Origin of the sequence: Candidatus Nitrospira allomarina (assembly GCF_032050975.1) — a bacterium.
In the GTDB taxonomy this organism is placed as follows: domain Bacteria; phylum Nitrospirota; class Nitrospiria; order Nitrospirales; family UBA8639; genus Nitrospira_E; species Nitrospira_E allomarina.
In genome coordinates, this window is the sequence record NZ_CP116967.1 from 1,505,304 (window position 1) to 1,528,962 (window position 23,659).

The window sequence follows — 23,659 nt, forward strand, 5'->3', positions numbered from 1 at the left end:
TACTCTCCTCAAATATTTCCCGCAGTGTTTGAGAACAATATCTCCTCCTGGATTCCCTTTTAGTACAAAAACCAAAGTTTCGCTGTCTGGCAAATTCCGGCCTACGCCCAGGGTGTACTCACGCATGGCAGACACCAATGTTCGAAAATTGACCCTCCAATGCGGCCTTTGTTAGTTTCCTGCTTACCCACCAAAGTCTTTTGAAATTCCTATTCCCCTAGAACGATGGGGAACAGTACCCAGAATGCCAAAAACCAGAAAGGCCCGAAACATGAAGCGTCTTCCCTTCTTAGCTGTTCCCCGTCTGCATGCGCTCTTTCCGCCTTTTTCCTATCTCCTTCCCGGTTCCGGGTTCTCGACTTCACGATTTCCCGTTCTCGTCATCCTGCTCATGTTGGTGATGAGCCCATTGCTATCAACCGTGTTGATCCAGCCGGCATTGGTTGCTGCCCAGGATGCCCCGGGAGTGGTTGATAGGCAATCCATCTTTGACTCGTCAGACGGACCGATCTTTACCCTACCGTCGTGGAGCGATGGATCCGGTTGGGAGGCGGCTGAGTACTATTCGACCATTCAGATGGCCGATATCAATAACGATAATGCCGACGAACTGCTGGCCCGTGGCTACAACGGCATGACTGTCCACGAATGGGACGCAACACTGGGGCTTTGGAAAGAGTTCTCCACCAGCGGACCGTTCTCCAATCCCGGAGGGTGGAATCACCCGGAATACTACTCAACCATTCAGACCGCTGACATTGATGGCGACGGTATCCCCGAACTGCTTGGCCGAGGAGTCTCCGGTATGTATACGTACAAATGGGACGGGACAAACTGGCAGATTCTCAGAGCAGACAGTCCAGCCTGGACTGATGCCGGTGGCTGGTCTTCCGCCAAATTCTACTCCACAATCCAGACCGCCGATATCGATGGTGAACCAGGGGATGAACTGCTGGCGCGTGCCATAAATGGCATGGAAACCTACAAATGGTCGGGCAGCGAATGGACGTTGCTCAAGTCGGCCGATCCATTCTGGTCCGATAGTAACGGTTGGGGTGAGGCTAAATTCTACTCTACGATCCAGACCGCCGATATCGATGGCGAACCAGGTGATGAACTGTTGGCGCGTGGCATAAATGGCATGGATACCTACAAGTGGTCGGGCAGCGAGTGGAAACTCCTCAAGAGTGCCAGTCCGGGTTGGTCGGATGCGATTGGCTGGGAACATCCGCAGTTCTATTCAACCATTCAGATGGCCGACATCGACGGGGATGGAAAAGCGGAAATGCTTGGCCGTTCCGGAGCCGGCATAGAAACCTACAAGTGGAACGGCACGGCCTGGGACCAGCTCAAAACTGAGAATCCAGGCTGGTCGGATGACATCGGTTGGGATCAGAGCAAATACTACGCAACCATCCAGACTGCGGATATTGATGGCGATAAAGCCGCCGAACTGCTTGGCCGGACGGCGGGTGGCATGGAAACGTATAAGTGGGACACTGACCATTGGGTCCGCCTCAACAGTGACAATCCGGAGCTGGCTGACAACTATTGGGATGAAGCGAAGAACTACACCACCATTCAAACCGGCGATGTCGATGGAGATACAAAGGCTGATCTGATCGCCCGCGGTCGCTACGGCATTCGCACCTGGTCTTATGATAAGGTCATTCCCAATGCCTGGGACAACCCGGTTGCCTTCGGCTTTCCTGCCTTTACCGCCGTTGAAGCGGACGCCTACGTCGCCATCAACAATTTTCTAACCGTCGGCACGGGGGAAACCATTCGCGATCAATACACCACTGACTCCAACACCCTGTCACACTACCAAACCTGTCTGTTCACCGGTACCAATGACAATAAGTGGAACGACTGGACGCAGGTGCCGACCGATTCCTGCCTAGGACTCGGAAACCAACATCCGATCCTAATACCCTCGGGTACGACCCTGGCCGCTTGGAACAACATCGCAAAACAGATCTACGATGAATTGGGGCTGGCACAGCCAGTCTCTGACTACTTCACCGGCTTGTCGACCCTCTATTCCGGTATCTTCACGGATGATAAGGATCTCCTGACCTCTATCGCCCAAAAGCTCTATGGTGAGGACATGGATGAGAAAAACGTTGACGCGCTCTTCCAGGATCTCTTCCTTGCGCCTTTTGCCCTCTCATCACTTGGCGGGGATGTCGCGGCAGCCGTTGGCGGACTTCTGTCGGCCCTGATCGACGCCGGGCTGGATGCGTCAGGCAGCACCACTTTCCAGGGCGAGTTGTCGGCAGCGCAGACCAAATTTTCCGAATTGAGGGAAGCGACCGAGGATAAGATCACCAATGGCCACGCCTTCGTCGCCAGTGACGCCAGTCTGCTGACTTACGTGGCGCAGCAGAAGGATTCCGGCGTCTGGGATCCATCTGATGCCTGGGTGCAGAAGTGGACGAAGAGCGAAGGTCGCAAGCAATTTGCACGTTGGATGTACCAGACGCTTTCCCCCTCCATCTGGGTCATGAATGTTGGCTACTACCACATGAAAGATGCCAAATGTGAGCTTCCAATTGATGTCATATCGTACTATCTTGTGGGTGACAACAGTAACAAGGATTGCTACCGGCGAATAGTCGAGGACAATATCTTCAAGGATCCCATATCTTTGAGCCCACTTGAAAAAATCATGAACCCGGTGTCTTCCAGCTGCGTGCCGATTCGGAGCCCCACCAACACGGCAATCTGGGAGTACGGCCCTTGCAATCTGGGTGTGCCCAGAGAAGATTTCTTCCTGAATCGCAACGGCTGGAATTTCAGGCTGCGCCACATGTGCCACGATTGTGATTAATAGGCGGCCTCGACGTTGCGCCTGGCGTTTCGGACAACACGATCAATCTGAATCATTAAGACTGGGTAGGGGAATAAGACGGAATGGAAATAAGCCACGGTGGAAAGGATGCAGCCTAACGGGTGGTGTCATGAAAATCGCGCGTGGCCGGGTTTCGGCCCGGCCGCCGAGTTTTTGCCTGATGCGTCTCCAGGAGGGCAACCTTTGTTGTGGAGGCAAAAGTCCCCAAAACCATTGACGCCCAGCCTGGCCGCATTGGATAGATCGAACGCGAGCCTTCGGAGGGCAGACCAACTCGCCAGGCTTGGACAGGGTCTGCCTGGGAATAAAAGCGTTCGCCCTGGGCCAGTCAGTAGGCGTCAGTGAAAAGGAAGGGAGAGGGGTATGGGTTGAGTTTTTCTGAACGCAATCCTTAGAACTCTTTACGAGCTCTCATCAAGTATTAGCTGCATTCGCAAAAGTCTTCACCTTGATTTTCTTGGCTCGTTCTCCCACCTGGGCAACATCGTACTGAAACTGCAGCCGCATCCATCCCTCCGGCGTACTGCCGAATGCCTTGGCCAAGCGAACAGCCATATCCCAAGACAGGTCTGCACTTTCGTTCACCAGATGACTCAACGCAGATCGCGACACACCAAGCACCTTGACTCCTTCAGTCACACTCAACCCATGCGGCTCCAGACAGTCCATGCGAACGGAAAATCCCGGATGCGGGGGATTCTTCATTTTCAAAGTCTTCATAGCATTCTCCTTTTCAATTGTAATCCTCTAAATTTACATCCAGCGCATACCCTTCCTCAAATCGGAGAAGTCGTTCGAGCATGGGTAGACGCATTTAATCGGGCCGATGCGGAGGCACTCGCCGGCTTTTACACTGAAGACGCGGTGAATCACCAGGTGGCGAATGACCCGGTTGTCGGTCGAGCGGCTATTCACAAGATGTTCGCGGAGGAATTTGCCAGGGCGGAGATGTGCTGCATCGTTGAACGCATTTTGGAAATCGATGACTGGGCCATTCTTGAGTGGCGCGACCCGCTTGGCTCGGGGATGCGGGTTTTTTCAGGTGCTGGATGATAAGATTGTCTTCCAACGCGGGTATTGGGACAAGCTGTCATTTCTGCGTCTACATGGTTTGCCCATTCCTGACCGGCTATGAATAGGAGAATCCTGCCTTTTCGCATATCGTTGGATGGAACGTTTTGCCGTGCACTATGCCCACGATACCGATGTTATGCGTCCATAATTTCTTAATAATATGAGGTGTCGACATTGTGAATCATCAACATCCCTCTACGAGCACGTTAGGACGGGGCGCCACCGCTGTGATTACGCATCGTGTGCGGGACGGTCAACAAGAGGGCTATGACGCCTGGTTGAACGAAATCGGTCCGCTATGCAGAAGCTACCCGGGCCACCTGGATTTGCAGATTATCCGTCCGATTCCCGGACTCACGGCAACCTATACGGTCATCGTCCGGTTTGATACCAGGAAACACCTCCAGGGATGGATGAGTTCACAGGATCGCAAACGACTCATCGAACGGGTGCGACCCCTCCTTGTTCAAGATGATGATTTTTTCATACGCAGTGGTTTGGATTTTTGGTTCACGCCCGAGGGCGCGAGGGCGAAGGTACCTGTCCGCTGGAAACAATTTCTCGTGACATGGTCCGCCATCTTTCCGTTGGTGCTTGTCATTCCCCTGGTTGTCGCAATGGGGCTGCGGCAACTGGGAGTACCTCAAAATCATTATCTGGACTTGCTGCTTAGCACCGGTTCGGTGGTATGGGTCATGGTCTATTTCGTGATGCCGCACTACACCAAACTGATCCAACGCTGGTTGTTTACCTGATTTCGAGAAGCACTCGCCTCGAAAATTGCTCCAAGCGGTAGACACGAGGCTGCGCTCAACTTGATGTTGTGAAGGACACGATGGGTGACTTCGTATGCCACAGAGACATTTGCTGCTGGTGGACCAGACCGGTAGACTCATAAGGAATCCAATCATCCATAGAGAGGTAGTTGGATATTTTTCCAGCATGAAATCAGGAGGCACACGGAATGCGCAAGAGAGTTATCGGTCAGGTTCAGGAGGGAAGCGAACCGCCAGGGGACTGGCTGAATGTGGAGGAGCTTGCGGAGGTGGAAATCACCTCGGAGGACGCCGCGTTTCCAATTGAGGCAGCGTTGGTGCCCGGAGGGACTTCTGGGTGGCGTGCCGCAGGGCCGGGCAAACAAACGATCCGGCTTCTCTTTGCCACTCCGCAACCGCTCCAGCGGATCTGGCTGAACTTTCTGGAAACCCGCACCGGGCGGACGCAAGAGTACGTTTTACGTTGGTCGCCTGATGGCGGGCAGTCGTTCCGGGAAATCGTGCGCCAGCAGTGGAACTTCAGCCCTGACGGCGCAACAAGCCAGACGGAAGATCACCACGTCGACCTTCCTGCGGTCAATCTGCTTGAGTTGAGCATCATACCGGATACCAGTGGTGGGAATTCGCTTGCGTCGTTAGCCAAGTTGCGGCTGGCCTAACCCTTATAAGTGCCCGGACCATCGTGAGTGTATGCGCTTATCCGAAAAACGGGACCCATAAATGTTAAAATAGAAAGGTGGCTGCAATGGCAATGAGGTCGTAGCTGGTTTGTACATTGTCGTTGTCATCGAGGGAAAAATTATTTTTAAATGTACCCCGTAAATATTCAAAAGATAGGCTCAAGTTATCAAGGGGCCGTAAGCTTGTCCCGATGCCATAGATCTCTTGAGGTTCACCTTCCAATTCGGTGCTATGTTCGTACCGGAGCGCAAATTGTATCCATGGGAATTTGGAGGGATAGTACGCGAGTTCAAGGTTGTAGGTCAGGGGTTTGTCGGCACCCTGATCAAATTCCTTAATCGCCTCCGTGGCATGCACGATCTCTCCCGTAAACTCAAACGGAGGCAAGGCTATAAGGCCATGGGCCGTCCATCCCGGGACATGTTGTTGAAAGGTATTGTTGAAGTCAAGAAAGAATTCTGCATCGCCTTCCCCAAGATCCGAGATATATCCGCCACCAATTCGAATCGATTCGTCTTCATTCACATACTCGGCAGCCACCCCCCAATCAAATTGGTGCTTGCCAGAGTGCCCCTTTTTATCTACCTTGCCATCGAAGGTGTAGGCTGAGAGTTCCAACGCGTCCCACAGGGTATAGTCCAGGATCACGCCGGGTCCTCGTGTTTGTGCGAATTCCACTAATGGTCCCGTGACAAAGTGAGAATAAAATTCCCCGAACGGCAAGTATAGCAAGCCCACTTTTGCCCCAAAGTCATCAAGGTTCACTCCGACGAAGCCTTCATCAACTTCCTGATAGTGCTCGCTACCATTGTCCTCTATCGCAAACAGCAGTTCAGCTTCCAGCCACTCAATCGACGTGACTTCGAACCCGAGTTCGATGGCCAGTTCGGTATCCGGATTGTCGACCGTCTTGATCCCATTTTTGAAATTATTGGTCTGCCATTCTTTTTCAATGTCCACCACCGCACCAAATTTGAGCCACGGGGTGAGTTGTGTTCCAGCGGCCGCTTCTCTTCGCTCTTCCGGGCTCCGGTAAATTCTGACTGTGGATGGGGCTCTTTTTAATTTGTCCTTGGAAGAGTCTTCCCCGGTTGAAGAATTTTCCGGGATTGCAGGTTCCTCTTGAGCAGTGGCTAGGTTGGGGAGCAAAAGACACATGAGCAGGGCCCAGCCTAAGAAACCGACTCTCAAGGTTGTCATGTGAGATGGTCCCATAAGCGGCAGTTGGCGGGAGTACTTCAAATTTTTCAGTTGGACTATGGCAAGATACCGGAAAACTATTCAACGGCCTGGGGGCGAATTCACCATATGGTAATGTGGCAACCTGGACCTTTTTGGATACAATGAGTTTTTATGTAGGAGCGAATGAGGATCGCTGCAGGTTTTGAATGGCCGGATGCACCTTGACTTGTTCCAATCCGGTTCAGGCAAGATACATACGAAGAAATTGTGTATGGTCCGGAGGTCTCTGGTATGAGAATTCTTCTCATTGAAGATGATCAGATTATTGCGGACTTCATTCAGAAGGGTCTGAGGGAGGCTGGCTTTGCCATTGACCATTTTGCTGATGGGTTGATTGGACTTCATGCCGCCCTGACGCAGGAATACGATGTGGGAATCCTTGATCTCATGTTACCCGGATTGGATGGCCTGTCAATTCTTGATCGTTTGCGCCAGGAGCGGAAGAATCTCCCCATCATTATCTTGAGTGCCAAGCGAACGGTTGACGATCGTATTACCGGGCTGCGGCATGGGGGAGATGATTATCTCGTTAAACCCTTTTCATTTAGCGAATTGCAGGCACGAGTGGAGTCTTTGCTTCGGAGATCGCAGCATGTCATTGAACCCACAAGTCTTTCGTTTCATGATCTTACGTTGGACCTGTTAGCGCGAACCGTCGTTCGCTCGGGAAAGAAAATTGATCTCCAACCCAAGGAATTCGCCTTGCTGGAATATATGATTCGAAATGCAGGCCATGTGGTGTCCAAAACCATGATTATGGAGCGTGTGTGGGATTACAACTTTGATCCCGGTACCAATGTCGTGGAAGCCCGTATCAGCAAGCTTCGTGAAAAAGTGGATAGGGATTTTGAGTTTCCCCTTATTCACACCGTTCGAGGTCTGGGATATGTCGTAAAGAAAACCAATGATTAAACTTCCCAATACCCTGAGTTTTCGCCTGACCTTCTGGTACGCCTCGACATTTCTGATCTGTCTGCTTGTGGCCATGTTGGGTTTATACATTTACCTCGATACTGTCTTTAATCATCGCATGGATGAGGATTTAAAGGAAGATATTGCGGAATTTCGAGAATTAATGGATGAAGGGGGATTGGAAAAAGTCACTGCGGAGATTATACGGGAAATCAATTCGAGTGATGAAACCGAGGTTTTCTTAAGGGTTTTGGACCTAAAAGGAAAGGTCGTGTTTAGTACCGATGTTTCGGAGTGGGAAGACCTCGACGCCAAAACGGCCTTAATTTTCCCAAACGATATGGCTCCAACCACTCCGGTATTGAAAACCGTGGAATTTCCTCACCATGATTATCCCGTCAGGATGGTATTGAGCCAGATTGGTCAGGATAAGGTGTTGCTGATCGGTGAAACGCTGGAGAAAAAAGAAGAAATTATGGAGTTGTTGTTTAAGGTCTTTGCCGGGATGATTTTTCTGGGCATTCCCTTGGCGTGCGGGGTGGGATGGGTGATTGCCAGGAAAGCGGTCAGCGGAATTGAGGAGGTTAGCCGCGCGGCCAAGGATATCGAGCGGGGCAATTTGGATCGCCAGGTGACCGTCAAGGCGGGGGAGGAGGAAATTCAAACGCTGATGGACACCTTTAATGCCATGGCGGCACGCATTCGAGGACTCATCCGTGAAATGCGGGAAATGACAGACAATATTGCCCATGATTTGCGTAGTCCTCTGGCACGCATTCGAGCCATGTCCGAAGGGGCGCTTGCCGAAACCAATTCAACCAGTAACAATAAGATCTTGGCCACGGAAACCATGAGAGAATGCGATCGTCTCATGCATCTCATTAACACCACACTGGATATGGCTGAAGTCGACGCCGGAGTTATCAATGGATCGAAAGGACTGGTTGACCTTTCCCAACTGTTGACTGACCTCTGTGAATTATTCGAAGCGGTGGCGGAAGAAAACCACATCACCTTCAAAGTCTCTATTGAACCGAATTGCCATATTTACGGGATCAAACACCATCTTCAGCGCATGGTGGCCAATTTGTTGGACAATGCCATGAAATATACTCAATCAGGAGGGCAGGTCAGTATTGAGTTAATTCGATCTCCACACCACTGTCGTCTCACAATTACGGATACGGGTGTTGGCATTCCACCATCCGATCAACCCCGCATCTTTGACCGGTTCTTCCGATGTGAGCACAGCCGCTCACAAGAGGGATGTGGCTTGGGATTAAGTTTTGCCCGATCCGTGGCACGAGCGCATGGTGGCGATATCACCGTGACAAGTGAATCCTCACATGGCAGTAGCTTTACCAGTGTTCTCTCTATCGGTCCTTCCACGGATTAGCATCGCGCATACTATCAGAATGGCCAGTTGATATTCTTGCGGGGAGGGGGCGGTCGACTTAGCCCTGTGGAGTTGCGGCGGAATTATCCGGAAGAATCAGATCTCCAGACAGATCCTGACTCTCAAATCAGGTAAATATTTCACTTGTGGTGGTATGAATATTAATATACGTGCCCTTGTCATTGCCGGTGCGTTCTTTATCTTTGAGCTGCCTCTCTGGCCCACCTTTGTTCATCATGACGATTCCATGACAAAGAGCTGGGCAGCTTCAGAAGAGGAGGGCTCGAAACCACCTCAGTTCGGAAGTCCCCCGTTGAATGATGCCAATGACGAAGAACCTGGTTTGGATGAAGAAAATGAGATGTCCAATAGGGAAATGCGCGATACCACTATAACCATATTCGCAGCCGGGGACATTGCCAAATGTGATGGGGAAGATCCCTGGTGGGAAGAACTTTTAGAACTGGTGGGTGTCTTGGCTAAAGATGAGGGGGAAGAGAGAGAAGAGGAGGAGTCGGCCTTCAATGAGTTGCTTGAAATTCTGCATGTCCGTGAGGAAAACGACCATTACGCTAATGCAGAAAAAACTTCGAAACTGCTTCATGGTTTAAAGGGTTCCATTCTCGCAATCGGTGATCTGGGGTACCCCATCGGTTCATCAGAGTCATTTAATAAATGTTATGAGCGGACATGGGGGCCGCTCAAGTCCAGAACCTATCCCGTTCCGGGGAACCATGAATACAAGACTAAAGGCGCGGTGCCGTATTTCGCCTATTGGGGAAAGCGGGCCGGAGAGGCGGGAAAGGGGTATTACAGTTTTGATCTTGGTGAATGGCATATTATTGCCCTCAACAGCAAAATCGAACCTACGCACCAGGAGGGAGGCGTCACCCCTCAGCATGAGTGGCTGAAACAGGACTTGGCTGCGACGAAAGCCCAATGCATCCTCTCCTATTGGCACCATCCGGTTTTCAGTTCCGGTCAGAACGCCGGAAGTTCCCGAATGAAGCGCATCCTGGAAACTCTGTATGCCCGTGGTGTCTCAGTGATTTTGACGGGACATGCTCATGATTACGAACGGTTTGCTCCTCAGAATCCGGAAGGGGTCAAAGATCTTTCCCGCGGCTTCCGACAATTTGTGGTCGGAACCGGAGGGGCTCCCTTGCGTCCGTTAAAAAAACGAATCGAAAACAGTGAAGCTTTTCGAGCAGATTCATTTGGTGTTCTGCGGCTCGATTTGAATTCTCAGAACTACTCATGGCAATTCCTTCCTATAGAAGGGGGCGAACCGTATGATGTGGGATCGGGGTCTTGTGTCTCACCTTCAAAGCCCAAGACATTGATACATAATACCGAATCCTATTCCCCTTCGGATCCGACGGATGATAACAAATAATCGGTCTACCAATTATTACTATTGAAAGTCCTGGGAGGCTCAATTGTTGGTAGTGAATAAACAATCATGTTGTGGATTGGCCGCACCCATTGCAGAGCGTCACTTCCCATACTGTTGTGAGGTGACTGTAGGGTGTTCCCTTTTGTTAGACGGGCGCATATTGCCTGAGCACCCTGACAATTCAAGCCTCACAAGGCAGTAGCTTCATCAATACCTTCCCCATTATCCCTTCTTCAGCCTGATTTCTTTTCTTCCTCCTGTCTTACCAGTTGGTAATCCTGCGGCCAGGTTTTCATGAACCTCTCCGGGTATGGTCCTGGGTCAATCGGAACATAAGGCCTCCACAAACATGCTCAAGAAAGGAGGAATGTAGCAAAACGGTTCGTCGGCCACTTCGTCCTTTGTGGTCAATGCCATGGACGGAACGCGTGGACGTATGAAGGCACGGGCCGCCAAGGACCCATGATGCTAAACGTGTCAGAGTGTTTTCATAATTTTTAACGAGGAGAATTTCCCATGAACACCACACCCCAATCATGGAATACGGTATTTGTTGCATTGTTCGCTCTTGTCATCGGCGGGCTTGTACTGCCGGAAGGAGGATGGGCCAAAAACTATAATCATAAACACAAAAACTCTCACCATAAACATTTTAAACATAAGCATAAGAAGGTGGAATTTACGGAGAACTTTCCCGTTACGGATTGTAAATTTTCCCCATCGGGAAGTAACGCCTATTTTAAGTTGGTAGAAAACCGCGTCCTGCACTATGACAATATGCAGTGTTTTGCGGAGGGGGAGTGCGACGAGATGGAGGAATTGCGGATCACGGTCTTGCCCGAATTCGAGATCCTCTCTTTCGAGTATGACGGGGAGATGGTGGATGTCACTGCACGCGTGATTGAAGAATATGAAACCGCTGATGGGGAATTTAAGGAACTCTCCAGGAATTTTTTTGGGGAATGTGAGGGGACTCAGGATGTGTATTATTTTGGTGAAGATGTGACGATAGGCGATGGTTCCCATCCCGGACAATGGCGTGTCGGGGAAGACGACGCCTTGCCGGGAATTATTTTTCCCGGAGGTGCCTTCTTGTTAGGAGCCAAATACTATCAGGAACTCGCTCCCAACGCCGAAGCGCTCGATCGGGCCGAACATGTGGAGATGGGCTTGGAAATCACCGTCCCCGCCGGGACGTTCGAACACTGCGTGAAAATCGATGAAACCACACCGTTGGATAAAAAGGAACTTTCTGAGAAATGGTATTGCCAGGGTGTGGGACTGGTGTTGGACGGCGATCTGGCGCTCCGAAAAATTGATGAACCGTAATTTTGACCCAGACCCAAGAGTTCAAATGTGAAGTGCTGCAAGAGGGGGCAAAGCGTGAATTTCGCACCCATTGAGAGGTGCTGGGTTTTGAAAAAACCGTGCCTTTTGAGTCGATACACCTGTGGTTCTGTGGCTCCATTGGCAAAACAATGGGAGCCTCATCCAGCGGGGGACTCAAGGGGGGGAACGAGGGTCATTTGAAAATCTTGACCCTCTAGCGGGGATCCTCTACTCCTGTGGGATCCCTGCTTCCCGCTGGCTGGTTGTGTGCCTCATGATCCGTATTCAGTTACATTCCCATCTTAAAATTCAGCCGGCTCAATTAAGGAAAATGAATTCTTTCAGAATAATAATGAATCATTGTGGCACCAGCCTTTCACGAGAGGGGGCGAACTTGCGGTGCAGTGTTGCTCATTCAGGAACACGGGCGCATGGTTGGAAATTTATCAGGATGAGTAAGTCATCCAAGGCACAAGACCTTCGCTCGTCTCTTTTCTATCGCATCTCCACACCCTAACTCCTTTTCCTTCTCCTTCCTTACCAGTTGGTAATTCTGCGGCCATGTTCTCGCGAGCTTCTCCTTGTAAGTTCCTGAGTAGAACGGGATGCATGGTGCATGAGCTTGTTACCGGATGGGCACAATTAATTATGACCAAGAAAGGAGGCATGTTGTGAAAAAGCTCACCTGCTCAGTGCGGTTCAGCGAACAGTGCCATGAATGAAAAGTCTTGGCTCCTGTAAGACATGCGCTATTAGAGGCCCTGTTAGGCCGCGGGTTAAAGAATTTTAAACACCACAAGTTTCACAAGGAGAAAAAACCATGAAAAGAGGAATTCCACAATATGCGGTTTTCTCGGTAGCTATTCTTGGATTCGTTTTGACAAGCACGGTCCAAGGGGTATGGGCTAAAGGCGACAAGCGAGACCATGAGGATGAGATTCCCTTTTCGGAAGCGCACATCTTCTTCGAACTTAATAACACCGACGGAGATTTGGGTATTCATGCGCTTATCGACGGCGACGCCTGGAAAAAGCTCGAAATCGAAGATCCGAATGAACGAAAAATGCTAAACGTCAGAGTCAGCGGGCGCCTAGGTCGCCAGGGATTGACAGAGTTTTTCTTTGAAAGTGCCGAACCCACGTTTGAGGAGCTTTCGCCGCAACGGTTTTTTCACCGGTTTCCTGCGGGAACGTATGAGATAGAGGGAGAAGCGCTTGACGGGAATGAACTGGAGAGTGAAGTTCAGCTCTCCCATGTGATGCCGGCTCCACCTCAACCATATGTGAATGGGTTGCCGATGGCTCAGCAATGTGACGAGGAGGATCCGGGGTACGATGTGACGGTGACCAGCGCCCCGGTCACCATCTCTTGGGATGCCGTGATGACATCACACCCAGACCCCAATGGAGGCGGGGCCGGCGTCCAGCCTCCCGTGGCTGTCGTCATTCACAACTATGAGGTCGTCCTAGAAGTAGACGTGGACGTGATGGGAGAGGAATTCACCTCTAAGACGAGCCTTATCCTCCCCCCTGGGGTAACAGAAGTGACAATTCCCGCAGAGTTTCTAGCGCAGGGCGAAGAGTTCAAGTATGAAGTGCTGGCCAGAGAGGCCAATTATAATCAGACGGCTGTAGAAAGTTGCTTTAATCTGGAATAGCCGTAATTGCTGAATTGACGCTGGCGGGATTTCCGGGCTCCACGACCGAGAAGCGTGGAGTCCAATTCCGCCGACCTCAACATTCTATCGGATAATGGTTCGGAGTTCCCCCTTCTCCCGAAGCTCTTCAATTCCATTAGATTCCCTAAGGTGGTCACGGAAAATATTTTTTGAAGGGTAAAGATTAACCGCTAGTTCCCAGAAAATTTCTCATAGAATCCCCCGAGAAAAAGGGAGCTCAAATTTTTCCGGAAAATTCGGCAAATCGGGTAGGGGGTGGAACGCAGGCTGGGCGAACCGTTATCGATCCTCACTGCTAGGAGTAGCGTTCTGATTGATGAGTTCCTGTTTTTCGGAATCGGCCTGAGGTCGGGACCGTTTCTTAGAGTACTGACTGGTTATTTGGTACAGGATGGGAACTACGAATAAAATGAGAAAGGTGGCGGTCAACATGCCGCCCACAACCACGCGGGCCAAGGGCTTTTGAGCCTCGGAACCGATACCACTTGCGAGCGCGGCGGGAACTAGTCCAAGTGCGGCACCCAGAGTGGCCATTAACACCGGTCGCATCTGCAGCTCCGCTCCTGAAAGGATGGCCTCCTTGAGAGGAATGCCGTTTTGTTCCAACTCCCGGATACTTGAGACGATTAAGACGCCTCCAAGAATGGCGATCCCCAATGTGGAAATAAATCCTACGGCAGCGGAAATGCTAAAGGGGGTATGGGTCAGGACCAGAGAGAGTACCCCTCCGATCATGGCAAAGGGAACTGTGGCGAGCACGATGAAGGCGTACCGGAATGAGCCAAACGTGAGGTACAGCAAAAAGAGAATCAGGATCATGGTCAGGGGCACGACAATCATCAGGCGTTGTTGTTCTTTGACCAATTGGTCATATTGCCCCGCCCATTCGAGATGATACCCTTCCGGGAGTGTGATCCGGTCTTCGAGGTGTCGTTGGGCTTCTTGAATCGTACTTACCAGATCCCGGTCACGGATGCTGAACATAATAGGGATATATCGCTCGTGATTTTCTCGATAAATCATAAAGGCCCCGGTTTGCCGGACGATGGTGGCTAATTGTTTTAGGGGAATGCCGACTCCTTCGGGAGAACTGACCTGGATTTGCCCAATCGTGGTTTCGTCTTGTCGATATTGGGGAAGGAACCGAACCACTAATTCAAATCGCCGGTCCCCTTCGATCACTTCCGTGACGGCCTCCCCACCGATGGCGGCCTGAACCATCGCATTCACATCGCCGACTTGTATGCCGTAACGGGCGCAAGCTTGCCGGTCAACTTGAATCAGGAGGTTGGGTTGTCCCATGGTCCGGTTGATGCTGAGTTCTTTCACTCCGCGGATGTTTTTGAGTTCACCCTCTACTTTTTCCGCAAGGGATTGAAGTTCTGTGAGGTTGTGCCCGTAGAGCTTAATGGAATTTTCGCTCTTTACGCCCGACATGGCTTCTTCCACACTGTCTTGGATGAGTTGGGAAAAGTTGACCTTGAGGCCGGGGATCGTTTCAAGACGTTTCTCAATTTCTTCGATCAGACCTTCTTTAGTCAGGCCCGGGCGCCATTCAGCCCTGGGTTTGAGATTGACGTAATATTCCACATTAAAAAAACTTTCGGGGTCTGTTCCATCATCCGGGCGTCCGAGCTGGGAGACTGCAGTGGCCACTTCGGGGGATTCCATAAACATTTTCCGCATGCGGCTGGCCAAGGCTGCGGCATCTTCAAACCGGATATCGATCGGCATGCGAATCCGCACCCAAAGGTTCCCTTCCTCTAACGCCGGCATGAACTCTCCACCCATGAAGTTGAGTGCTAATACGGTCACGGCCAATAGCATTCCCACCGCGCTTAGCACCTGTTTCTGGTGATGAAGTCCCCAGCGAAGAGCCTTCAGATAGGTTTGCCTGAGCATCGAAACCAGTTTGGGTTCCTGTTCCCGCATCGGTCCATTGAGCAGGAAGGAACACATGGCCGGGGCAAGAGTGCAGGCCAGCAGCAGGGAGCCAGCCAGGGCCAGTCCATAGGTGATGGACATGGGCGCGAAAATTTTCCCGGGGACCCCTGTCATGGTGAAAAGGGGAATGAACGCCACCACGATAATCACCGTCGAAAATAAGATCGGTCGTCCTACATGCCGGGCGGCCCTCGCAATGAGCTGAGGAGGTGTAACCCCGGGTTTGGCATGGTGGCATAGATAAAAGAAAATGCTTTCGACCATGACCAGGGGGGCATCCACGATAATCCCAAAATCAATCGCGCCCAGAGAAATGAGATTCGCGGATTGTCCCATGATGACCATGGCGGAAAAAGTGAATAGCAGAGCAAGTGGAATGGTGCAGGCGACGATCAGGGCTGTCCGGAAGTGTCCCAGGAAAAACAGGAGAACGATGAGCACCAATATCATGCCGTTGATTAATATGTGTACGACCGTCTCAATGACGGTGTTGATCATGGTGGTCCGGTCATAAATGGTTTTAATGTGGACCCCTGCGGGAAGCTTTTTTTGGTTTAAGTCCTGTACCTTTTGATTGACGCGTGCCAGGGTGGGCAGAGCCTGGGTGTCCCGTTGCAGAAGAATCACCCCTTCCAGTGTGTCTTCCACCTCGTTAATGCCCACTTGTCCCAAACGGATCGCATTGCCAATGGACACTTTACCGAGATTTTCAATAAAGATGGGAGTGCCGTCCTTCACCGCCACGACGACTTTGGCTATGTCATCCAAACTATCGATAAATCCCACTCCCCTGACATTGTAACTTTGGGGCCCTAAAGCCAAATAACTGCCACCGACATTGGCATTGCTATTGGCGAGGGCTGCTTTGATCTGAGCAAGAGTGACTCCATAGGTGAGCAGGGCGCCGGGATCCAGGTCCACGTGATATTCTTTTGTGGTGCCTCCAAACGCCGTCACATCAATGATGCCGGGTACCTGTTTGAATTCACGCCGGACCTGCCAGTCCTGGATGGTTTTGAGGTCGGTGAGTGAATAGCCGTCTCCCACTAATTCGTATCGATAAATTTCTGCGATGGCCCACCAGGGAGAGAGTTCCGGTTTGACGCCATCGGGCAGATCAACGGTGTGGAGCCGATTCAGCACTTCCTGGCGGACGGCATACCAATTGGTGCCAAATTCAAAATAGACCTTGAGTTCACTTAATCCAAAAAGAGACAAGGAACGGACATTGGTAAGGCCGGGAATGCCCTGGAGAGCGGTTTCAATGGGAATGGTGATGATTCGCTCCATTTCTTCGGCGGACCATCCGGATTTCTGAGAAATGACTTCGACAAAGGGCGGCGAGGGATCCGGGTAGGCGACCACGTCAAGGATATGAAAGGCATAGAGGCCTCCAAAGAGCAGGAAGACCCCGAATGTGCAGACCAGAGCACGTTGAACGAGTGACAGCTCGACAAGTCTGCCGATCATGATTTCTGGGGAGAATTGGTGGCAAGGTGTTCCGAGGACAATCCCTCGTCCTCGACATTCATGTCCTGGCCTTTGAGGAGTACGGCCCCTTTTACGACGATCCTTTCGCCCGCCTCAAGACCGTGGAGGACGGGCATGTGACCGGAGGAGGGAAGTCCGGTTTTGACCGGACGTTTCATGTAATGGTTTTCCCTATCCGCGACATAGACATACATCTTGCCATCAATTTCCAGCACGGCTTCTTGAGGAATAAGAGGATAAGGGAGGCTCTCGCTCAGTTTGACATTCAAACGGGCAAACATCCCCGGCTTGAGTTTGCGACCGCTATTGTCCACGACCGCCCGGAGTTTAATGGTCCGTGTTGTCTGATCCACGACATCCCCGATGGCTGAGATGGTGGCCGGAAATGCCGTTTCGGGATAGGCTTCGACGGTTACCGTCGCGTGTTGTTTGATTTGCACAAGTCCCAGATCTCGTTCGTAGACGTCCGCAATGACTTGCACAGTGCTTAAGTCCGCTACCGTAAAGAGCACTTGATTGGGATCCCCGCTGACCGATTGTCCGGGGGTCACGGCCCGATCCACGATGGTGCCGGAAAGGGGACTTCGGATTTGATAGGTTGACGTTATCGTTTGGTCGGCTATGGGCTTATCGAGTTCCTCCTTGGAAACTTGAAGGGCCAGGAGCTTTTCCCGGGCTCTCCGGAATTCAGCCTTGGCTTTCACGAAATCGTTTTCGGCCTGCTTCAAATCTTTCTGAGGAAGAGCTTTGATTTCATAGAGGTCTTTGGCCAGACTGTAAGCCCGTTGGGCGTAAGATAAGTCAGAATGTTCTTTGATGAATTCCGAATACGCGGAAGCTATCTCTGGACTTTCAATGGTGACCAGGAGATCTCCCGCTTTCACGAAATCTCCCAATTGTCCATGTATTTTTTGTACCCGACCGACCAGGGCTGAAGAGACTTTTGAATACCGATCCTCCCCATAGGACACTTTTCCTGCTAAGGACAAGACGGGGTGGGATGGCCCAACGGTCACTATGGCTGTGACAATTTGTGTTTCCGCTGTTGTGAGGGAGTGGTGTGCCTTGTCGCGTGTCGTAGGGGCCAGGTCCGTTGTCGCGGAGGTTTCCGAGGGGCTTTCCTGGCTGCAGGCCACTCCAATGAGAATCATCATAAAAAGAACGCACGGGTATAAACGAGGTCCGGATGTCATAAAATATCCTGGCCCGCCGCTCGTTCCAAAAGGAAGAGGTTGCGTTGGTAATCAAAGAGGGCTTCCAAATAGTTTTGAAGAATGGTCTGGGAGGTGCGGGCGGCATCGAGCAAATCTATGAGCGTGACCCCACCCTTTTGATAGGCTTTTTCGAGAATGGAGAATGTGGTTTTGGCATCGTCCAGCACTCCTGCTTGATAGGCCTCCACCAGACGTTGAGATTGGATTAAATTCCGGAAATTCACTTCAATCTCATTTTGTATTTCCAAGGTGGTCTTGTGAAGATCGACCTGCGCGACTTGAATGGCGATTTCGGCTTGAGCAATGCCTCCCTGGTTGCGGTCAAAGACCGGAAGCGGCACTTCCAGGTTGAGGCTATACAATTGTTGGTTGCTCCCGCCTTGTGGCCCCTGCATGGTGAATGCGCCTCCGACAATGGGATCGGGAATCCTGAGTGATTTGGCTAATTTTAAATTGGCTTGTTGCTGGGAAAGGACAAACCGTCTAGCTTGAAGGTCCGGGCGTTTGTTCAACGCCTCCGTCCGAAGTCTTTCCATATCAGGTGTGACCCGTTTATAAATAAGGTCGGAGGTTAACACCAGTTCCGTTGTGGGCGGGAAGGCCAGGAGTAGTCGGAGGTCGGCGAGTGCGGTTTGGACTTCCTGCGTAAATTTGATGACTTGTGCTCCGAAGTCTACTGCCTGGAGGCGCAGACGAATAAGGTCTACTTCGGCAATGAAGCCTTTTTTAAAGCGTAATTCCCCGATTGTTAAGATCCGATGAAACCGCTCCTGATTATCTTTTGCGAGATTAAGACGCCGGGATGCCAATTGAACCTGGTAATACGTGTCTTTTAGTGTGAGCGTTAGTTGACGAATGGCATCCGTGAATGTCGCCTCGGAAGCCTGGATGCCATAGCCCGCACTTTCCATCCGATAGCCCCGTTTCCCTGCAAGCAAAAACATCTGTTCGAGCTGCGGAGTAATATAGCGAGTGCCTTCAAAGGTTTGCTTACCGGTAAATGCGGCTCCTCCATAAAGTAAAAAAGTCGGGTTGGGAAAAAGTTTCGCTGTGATGGCGATTCCCTTGGCATTATCGATCCCATATTTCGTCATTAATAGATCAAGATTTTTTTCCAAGAACAAGGATAAGGAATCGTCCAAGCTCAAGGTCACCGTGGTGGGAACTGTGCCTGATGCCTGCTTTGAAGCTTTGGCTGAATCCGGTTGCGCCCATGCCGTTTCGAATTGAACCCCAACTATGAACACCGTAAGAAACAGGCAGTGGATGAAACGTATGAGGAATGTCATGTTGGTGGCAGGAATTGATAATCCGGGGACGCCTGGATCACCACGAAGGGGAGGAGAATGGAGAACAAAAGCTACCCAATGGCAATCTTTCCTTCCGCATTTTGAATCCTGGGAACCGGTGGTGGGAGAAGAGATCCCAGGAAAAAAGGAGTGTACCATATCGCCCTGGAACCCCTGAGGGCAAGATAATAATTTTACCGATGTCGGAAAATTTTGCCGTAGAAACGCCTAACATTTCCCCATCCCTTCGTTTGGAATAGCTTCTTGTAAAGAAGACCTTGACGTGGTCTTCATAAATTTAACTGTGCAAGAGGCATTCCATAAATTAGTTTCATTGGCAAAGGGTGGGCTTACAAAACCTTTATAGTAAACAACAGGGTTTAAGCCGATTACAGTTGAAATGAATGGGTTCAGGTTGGAGCAGGAAGGAACTCCAGGGATAGGCTGTTCCGGAAAGGGACAAACTGTCATCTCCCTGGTGAGTGGATGCAGGCGTGACGATGAGTGGTTAGCTCACCCTCACACTTCTTGGGACACCTTGGCACAGGATAGGGGGACCCTGAAGGAGGAGATCAATAATAATATTAAACCCATAAGACTACCCCCGCATTGTTTTCTGGGGGATGTAAAAGGAGCAAGCGTAATGGAGGGGGATTTGCGAATAATTTTCATTTAGCAATGGTGATACTGGGGACATTCCCTCGTGGGGCATCGGTGACGGTCATTTGAAATAGTTGGTACAGCAAGCGGAATGCCTCCTGATTCCATGATCGCTTCTCCTCATCGGCGATGGAATAAAAATGTCCCTCATGGGTGACGGAAAGTTTAGTATTAGGGCGTTCAATAGAGGATTCGATAATGTCCAAGACCCGGACTGGGTTTTCTGAGACGATTCCCGTTCCTGGATCCGGATCCACATGATACTCCGGCTCACTCGCGATGGATCGACCCAGAAAATTGAGAATGCCGTGAAAACTCCGGAGCCGAAAGGCCCCTTGTATCGGGTATTCGCCTCCGGGGTTGTCGGGTCGGATATCGACCAGGATATCGTTCGGCGGCCAACGATCCGCCTTGGCCTGCAGGGCCAACCGCTCTCTATTGGAGATGGTGGTGGGGTCGTAGTTCGTAATCACGGTATGCCCGATCGACCGTTTTTGAATGGTAAAGATCTGCTTATCCGCATCCACAATGACGCGATAGTTATTTTCCAGGGTTTGAAAGTCTCCGGCAGAAAAGGAGGATAAGGGCAGGATCCATTCCCGGTCATATACCAAGGGTTCTATATAGAGCTGATTGTTGTCCTGTAAACGGGAAAGATGAAGGACGATTTGTCGAAATTTGGGATATCCGATCTGATCCGCAGGTCGATTATAGTAGGCGGTTTCATGATTGTTTGTGGTCGTACGGATTTCCCCTGCCATGAGCCGGAGGAGTAAATCAATGTCGACCCCTTGTCTCAGCAGGAGGGTCAATTTTCCTTCCCGGAGAGGGGTTAGGAGTCGCTGGGTAAAATCTTCTCCTTCAATGGGACTAATGGTAAACGTGGGATTTTCGGCGATGCTGCCCCCAAAGACGGGTGCCAATGCAAATCCGCCATCTAACCCCCCTAACGGTGGGGTAGCCCCGGCCGAAAATTGATAATTGAAGGTGGCGGCAATGCTGGAAATGGCTGTGAAATGCACCGGTTGATGATGATGGGATCTGGCAATATTGAGGAGCAATTGTTCGACGAGGGATCTGGTGACCGAATGGTCATACGCAATGACCACATGTTCCAGAGCTTTCGGGGAAAAACAGCCGGATAGCATAAAAGGCAGACTCCAGAGCCAGAGCATGATGCAGGCCAAAAAAGAGCTTCGCGTTTGTTCTTTTTTCACGGTGTCCTTTTCCATCAAGTGGGGTTTTTTCCCCTATGTTGATCCTTACAACACACACAGTATTTCCCTGTCGATGGTGGGCTTGGAAAACGGAATCTCGTGGAGCGATTTTTTTGTCCGTTCACGGGCGGAGAGTCACTTTGACGTAACCAAAATTCCTGTAATGCGAGAGTATCAAAGACGCGGTTTCTGTCAAGGGAAGAGGGCGTGACGATCCTGATTTCACCTGACCTAGACTGCCTTTCCTTTAAAAGTGGTGTCTTCATCCCGGGTAGTTTTTTTGCCGGAGATCCTACTTTCAGACCATGACCTTATTTCTCATAATTTCCTGAGCATCAGTTAACCCAAAAGGCTGGAAAAAAGCGTGGCCAGTCCCAAAAAACTAAAAAACCCTGCCACATCGGTTACAGTGGTTAAGATGATTGATGATGATTGAGCCGGATCTTGTTTCAGAGATCGAAGAATGATGGGAATGATTGCCCCGGAAAACCCCGCCATGACCATGGAGATGACCATGGAGACGCCGATGACCATGGTTAAGCCCCATGATCCGCTCCAGAAAAATACGGCCGTACAGGTCGTCGCGGCCACTGCTACTCCATTGGCCAAGGCGACATAGGATTCTTTCAAGGTCACGCGGAGCCATTGGGAGGGACGGATATCCCGCAACGCTAATCCACGCATGACTACCGCGAGCGCTTGAGCCCCTGTATTCCCCGATTGCCCGGCCACGACAGGGAGCAAAACGGCCAAAGCCGTAAATCTGGCAATGGTGTCCTCAAATAACCCCACCACAAACGCTGCCAAAAAGGCTGTGAGCAAATTGATTTGCAGCCAGGGGAGACGTTTTCGAATGGCGAATCCCGGCGGCGACAGGGCTCGTTCGTCCTTGCTGGCACCCACCATGGTTTGCATGCTAATGGTGGCCTCTTCTTTTTCAACCTGAATGATGTCTTGACTGCTAATGATTCCGAGGAGGCGGCCGTCCAAATCGGTGACCGGAATAGTCAGCACCTTCCATTCGTTGCAAATTTCTACGACTTGTTCCTGATTTTCGAGGGGATGAATGGTCGGTAATTCTCGTTTCATCAATACCGCCAGGCTCTTCTTTGGAGAGGCTAAAAAAAGATCCCTGAGGGATAGGACGCCCACGAGGACCTGGCGGCGATCAATAATGTAGATTTCATTGAGATGCTGGGTGTCATGGGTGCGAACCTGTCGGATGGCTTCCTCGACGGTCAGGTCTTCCGGGAGCGCAAAGAAGTTGACATCCATGAGTATGCCGACCGAATCCTCCGAATACTCCATAAATGGTCCAATGTCGGCTGAGACGTGCAGGGGTAGGGCATCCAAAATGGCTACACGGGTCTCATCGGGCATTCGTTGGAGAAGGGAGGCGGCCACCGCGGGTTGGAGATGAGGAAGGGCACTCAGGAGTAACGGTTGCGGAAAAATTCCGAGCAGGTCTGCGGCCAATGAGGGTGACATGACCGAGAGGACCTTTGCGACCATGGCGGGGGAAAGATCGGCAAGTATGGGGATCACCTCCTGGGGATCATAGGATTCAAACACGTGGGCGGCTTCATCCGGAAATTTGGCAATAAAGGCCTGATGCATCTGTTCAGTCGTTGCAGGTGTCGTCATGGTGTTTCCTGTTCTTTCCGGGGAGAGGTGGGGGGTGTCGATGTGCCAAGGGATTCTCCCAGGGCGGTCATCAAGCCAATTCCTGAGAGAGAATACGCTTCCCACAGTTGCAGGAGGGCGTCGGAGAGAAATGCCGGTTGATACTCGCCGGAACGTGACTGAAGAAATTGCCTCAGTGTTCGATGGCGAAGCGCGCCAATAAACGTACGGTCTTGATCAATGACCGGAAGGCTGTCGTATTGAGCCCATGCGGGGTGGGCAACAATGTCGAGGGCATTGGCCGAGGCCGGGATCGCTTTCACGTCCTGCCGCATGATGGAGGACACGGTGATCGTCGGTTCGGCTCCAAGCAGCTCTTTCATGAGGATGACTCCGCGCAGGATCGTCTGATGATCAATGATGTATAAATAATAGATGGCTTGCCCGACGGTTTGGGTCACTCGCTGTAAGGCCTTCCCGACGGTGATGTCCGGGGGAAGCGTCAGGACATGCGGATCGGCGAGGCTGCCGGCAGTATGGTCCGGCAAATTGATTGATCGCCGAAGATGTGCACCGATGGCCGGGTCAACCTGATCCAGGAGAGAGGTTTGTGTTGAAGAATCATACTGTCGGAGGACTGCCCGTGCCGAACGGGAGGATAACCGGCTGAGTATGATCGCGCTGGTTGCCGGTGGATACTGTTTTAGAATTTCGGCCGTTGGGCCGGGAAGACAATATTCCAGAAAGGCGGCGATATGTTGGGGTTCCATGGTCTGCAACATTTCTCCCGCCGACTGAGCCGGAAGTTCCTCCACGTAGCGTGCGGCCTCTAAAGGATGTTCCTGGATAAAGGTTTCCCGAAGCTGTTGGGTCAAATTCATCG

The 23,659-nt window shown here is 51.2% G+C and carries 16 protein-coding genes and 1 pseudogene; 9 read left to right on the top strand and 8 right to left on the bottom strand.

Translation table 11 applies throughout. The annotated features are described in order from the left end of the window. Positions 1–271: 271 nt before the first annotated feature. Positions 272–2,833 carry an FG-GAP repeat domain-containing protein gene (locus PP769_RS06530; protein WP_312646160.1) on the top strand — a complete coding sequence of 854 codons (2,562 nt, stop codon included), beginning with the start codon at positions 272–274 and terminating at the stop codon, positions 2,831–2,833. Between the two features lie 435 nt (positions 2,834–3,268). Here the strand turns inward: PP769_RS06530 and PP769_RS06535 are convergent, their stop codons facing one another. Beyond that, positions 3,269–3,574, bottom strand: coding sequence for a HigA family addiction module antitoxin (locus tag PP769_RS06535; RefSeq protein WP_312646161.1), 306 nt, complete (start codon positions 3,572–3,574; stop codon positions 3,269–3,271). Positions 3,575–3,634: 60 nt separating this feature from the next. On the opposite strand from PP769_RS06535, the pseudogene PP769_RS06540 reads away from it, so the two are divergent. From PP769_RS06540 to PP769_RS06550, 3 genes and pseudogenes are all read left to right on the top strand, one after another. Further along, a pseudogene (locus PP769_RS06540) lies at positions 3,635–3,989 on the top strand (nuclear transport factor 2 family protein). A gap of 115 nt (positions 3,990–4,104) precedes the next feature. After that, positions 4,105–4,683, top strand: coding sequence for an antibiotic biosynthesis monooxygenase (locus PP769_RS06545; protein ID WP_312646163.1), 579 nt, complete (start codon positions 4,105–4,107; stop codon positions 4,681–4,683). A 209-nt stretch (positions 4,684–4,892) separates the two neighbouring features. Further along, complete coding sequence (locus tag PP769_RS06550) at positions 4,893–5,363, top strand: hypothetical protein (protein ID WP_312646164.1); 471 nt, start codon at positions 4,893–4,895, stop codon at positions 5,361–5,363. A gap of 64 nt (positions 5,364–5,427) precedes the next feature. Here PP769_RS06550 and PP769_RS06555 read toward each other — a convergent pair whose 3' ends face one another. Then, positions 5,428–6,585: an LbtU family siderophore porin gene (locus PP769_RS06555; protein WP_312646166.1), complete on the bottom strand. Its 1,158-nt coding sequence runs from the start codon at positions 6,583–6,585 to the stop codon at positions 5,428–5,430. A gap of 273 nt (positions 6,586–6,858) precedes the next feature. On the opposite strand from PP769_RS06555, the gene PP769_RS06560 reads away from it, so the two are divergent. From PP769_RS06560 to PP769_RS06580, 5 genes are all read left to right on the top strand, one after another. Then, positions 6,859–7,539 (top strand): response regulator, encoded by a 681-nt coding sequence (locus PP769_RS06560; RefSeq protein WP_312646167.1) that lies wholly within the window; start codon positions 6,859–6,861, stop codon positions 7,537–7,539. Continuing rightward, complete coding sequence (locus PP769_RS06565; protein ID WP_312646168.1) at positions 7,532–8,935, top strand: sensor histidine kinase; 1,404 nt, start codon at positions 7,532–7,534, stop codon at positions 8,933–8,935. Before PP769_RS06560 ends, PP769_RS06565 begins: the two co-directional genes overlap by 8 nt. A 154-nt stretch (positions 8,936–9,089) precedes the next feature. Continuing rightward, positions 9,090–10,331 carry a metallophosphoesterase family protein gene (locus PP769_RS06570; protein WP_312646169.1) on the top strand — a complete coding sequence of 414 codons (1,242 nt, stop codon included), beginning with the start codon at positions 9,090–9,092 and terminating at the stop codon, positions 10,329–10,331. A gap of 516 nt (positions 10,332–10,847) precedes the next feature. Next, the gene (locus PP769_RS06575) at positions 10,848–11,660 is read left to right on the top strand and encodes a hypothetical protein (protein ID WP_312646170.1); all 813 of its coding nucleotides are present in this window, start codon (positions 10,848–10,850) and stop codon (positions 11,658–11,660) included. A gap of 820 nt (positions 11,661–12,480) precedes the next feature. After that, positions 12,481–13,317 (top strand): hypothetical protein, encoded by an 837-nt coding sequence (locus PP769_RS06580; RefSeq protein ID WP_312646172.1) that lies wholly within the window; start codon positions 12,481–12,483, stop codon positions 13,315–13,317. 300 nt (positions 13,318–13,617) lie between these two features. Here the strand turns inward: PP769_RS06580 and PP769_RS06585 are convergent, their stop codons facing one another. The 6 genes from PP769_RS06585 to PP769_RS06610 form a co-directional block, all read right to left on the bottom strand. Further along, positions 13,618–16,752: an efflux RND transporter permease subunit gene (locus PP769_RS06585; protein WP_312646173.1), complete on the bottom strand. Its 3,135-nt coding sequence runs from the start codon at positions 16,750–16,752 to the stop codon at positions 13,618–13,620. Further along, entirely contained in the window at positions 16,749–17,966 is a 1,218-nt protein-coding gene (locus PP769_RS06590; RefSeq protein ID WP_312646174.1) for an efflux RND transporter periplasmic adaptor subunit, read from the bottom strand. Before PP769_RS06590 ends, PP769_RS06585 begins: the two co-directional genes overlap by 4 nt. Further along, positions 17,963–19,435, bottom strand: coding sequence for a TolC family protein (locus tag PP769_RS06595; RefSeq protein WP_312646175.1), 1,473 nt, complete (start codon positions 19,433–19,435; stop codon positions 17,963–17,965). Before PP769_RS06595 ends, PP769_RS06590 begins: the two co-directional genes overlap by 4 nt. Positions 19,436–19,944: 509 nt before the next feature. After that, positions 19,945–21,153 (bottom strand): hypothetical protein, encoded by a 1,209-nt coding sequence (locus PP769_RS06600; RefSeq protein WP_312646176.1) that lies wholly within the window; start codon positions 21,151–21,153, stop codon positions 19,945–19,947. A gap of 339 nt (positions 21,154–21,492) precedes the next feature. Continuing rightward, positions 21,493–22,797, bottom strand: a complete 1,305-nt coding sequence (gene mgtE, locus PP769_RS06605) for a magnesium transporter (protein ID WP_312646177.1) — start codon at positions 22,795–22,797, stop codon at positions 21,493–21,495. After that, positions 22,794–23,657: a magnesium transporter MgtE N-terminal domain-containing protein gene (locus PP769_RS06610; RefSeq protein ID WP_312646178.1), complete on the bottom strand. Its 864-nt coding sequence runs from the start codon at positions 23,655–23,657 to the stop codon at positions 22,794–22,796. The genes mgtE and PP769_RS06610 overlap by 4 nt, the downstream gene beginning before the upstream one ends. Positions 23,658–23,659: the final 2 nt, after the last annotated feature.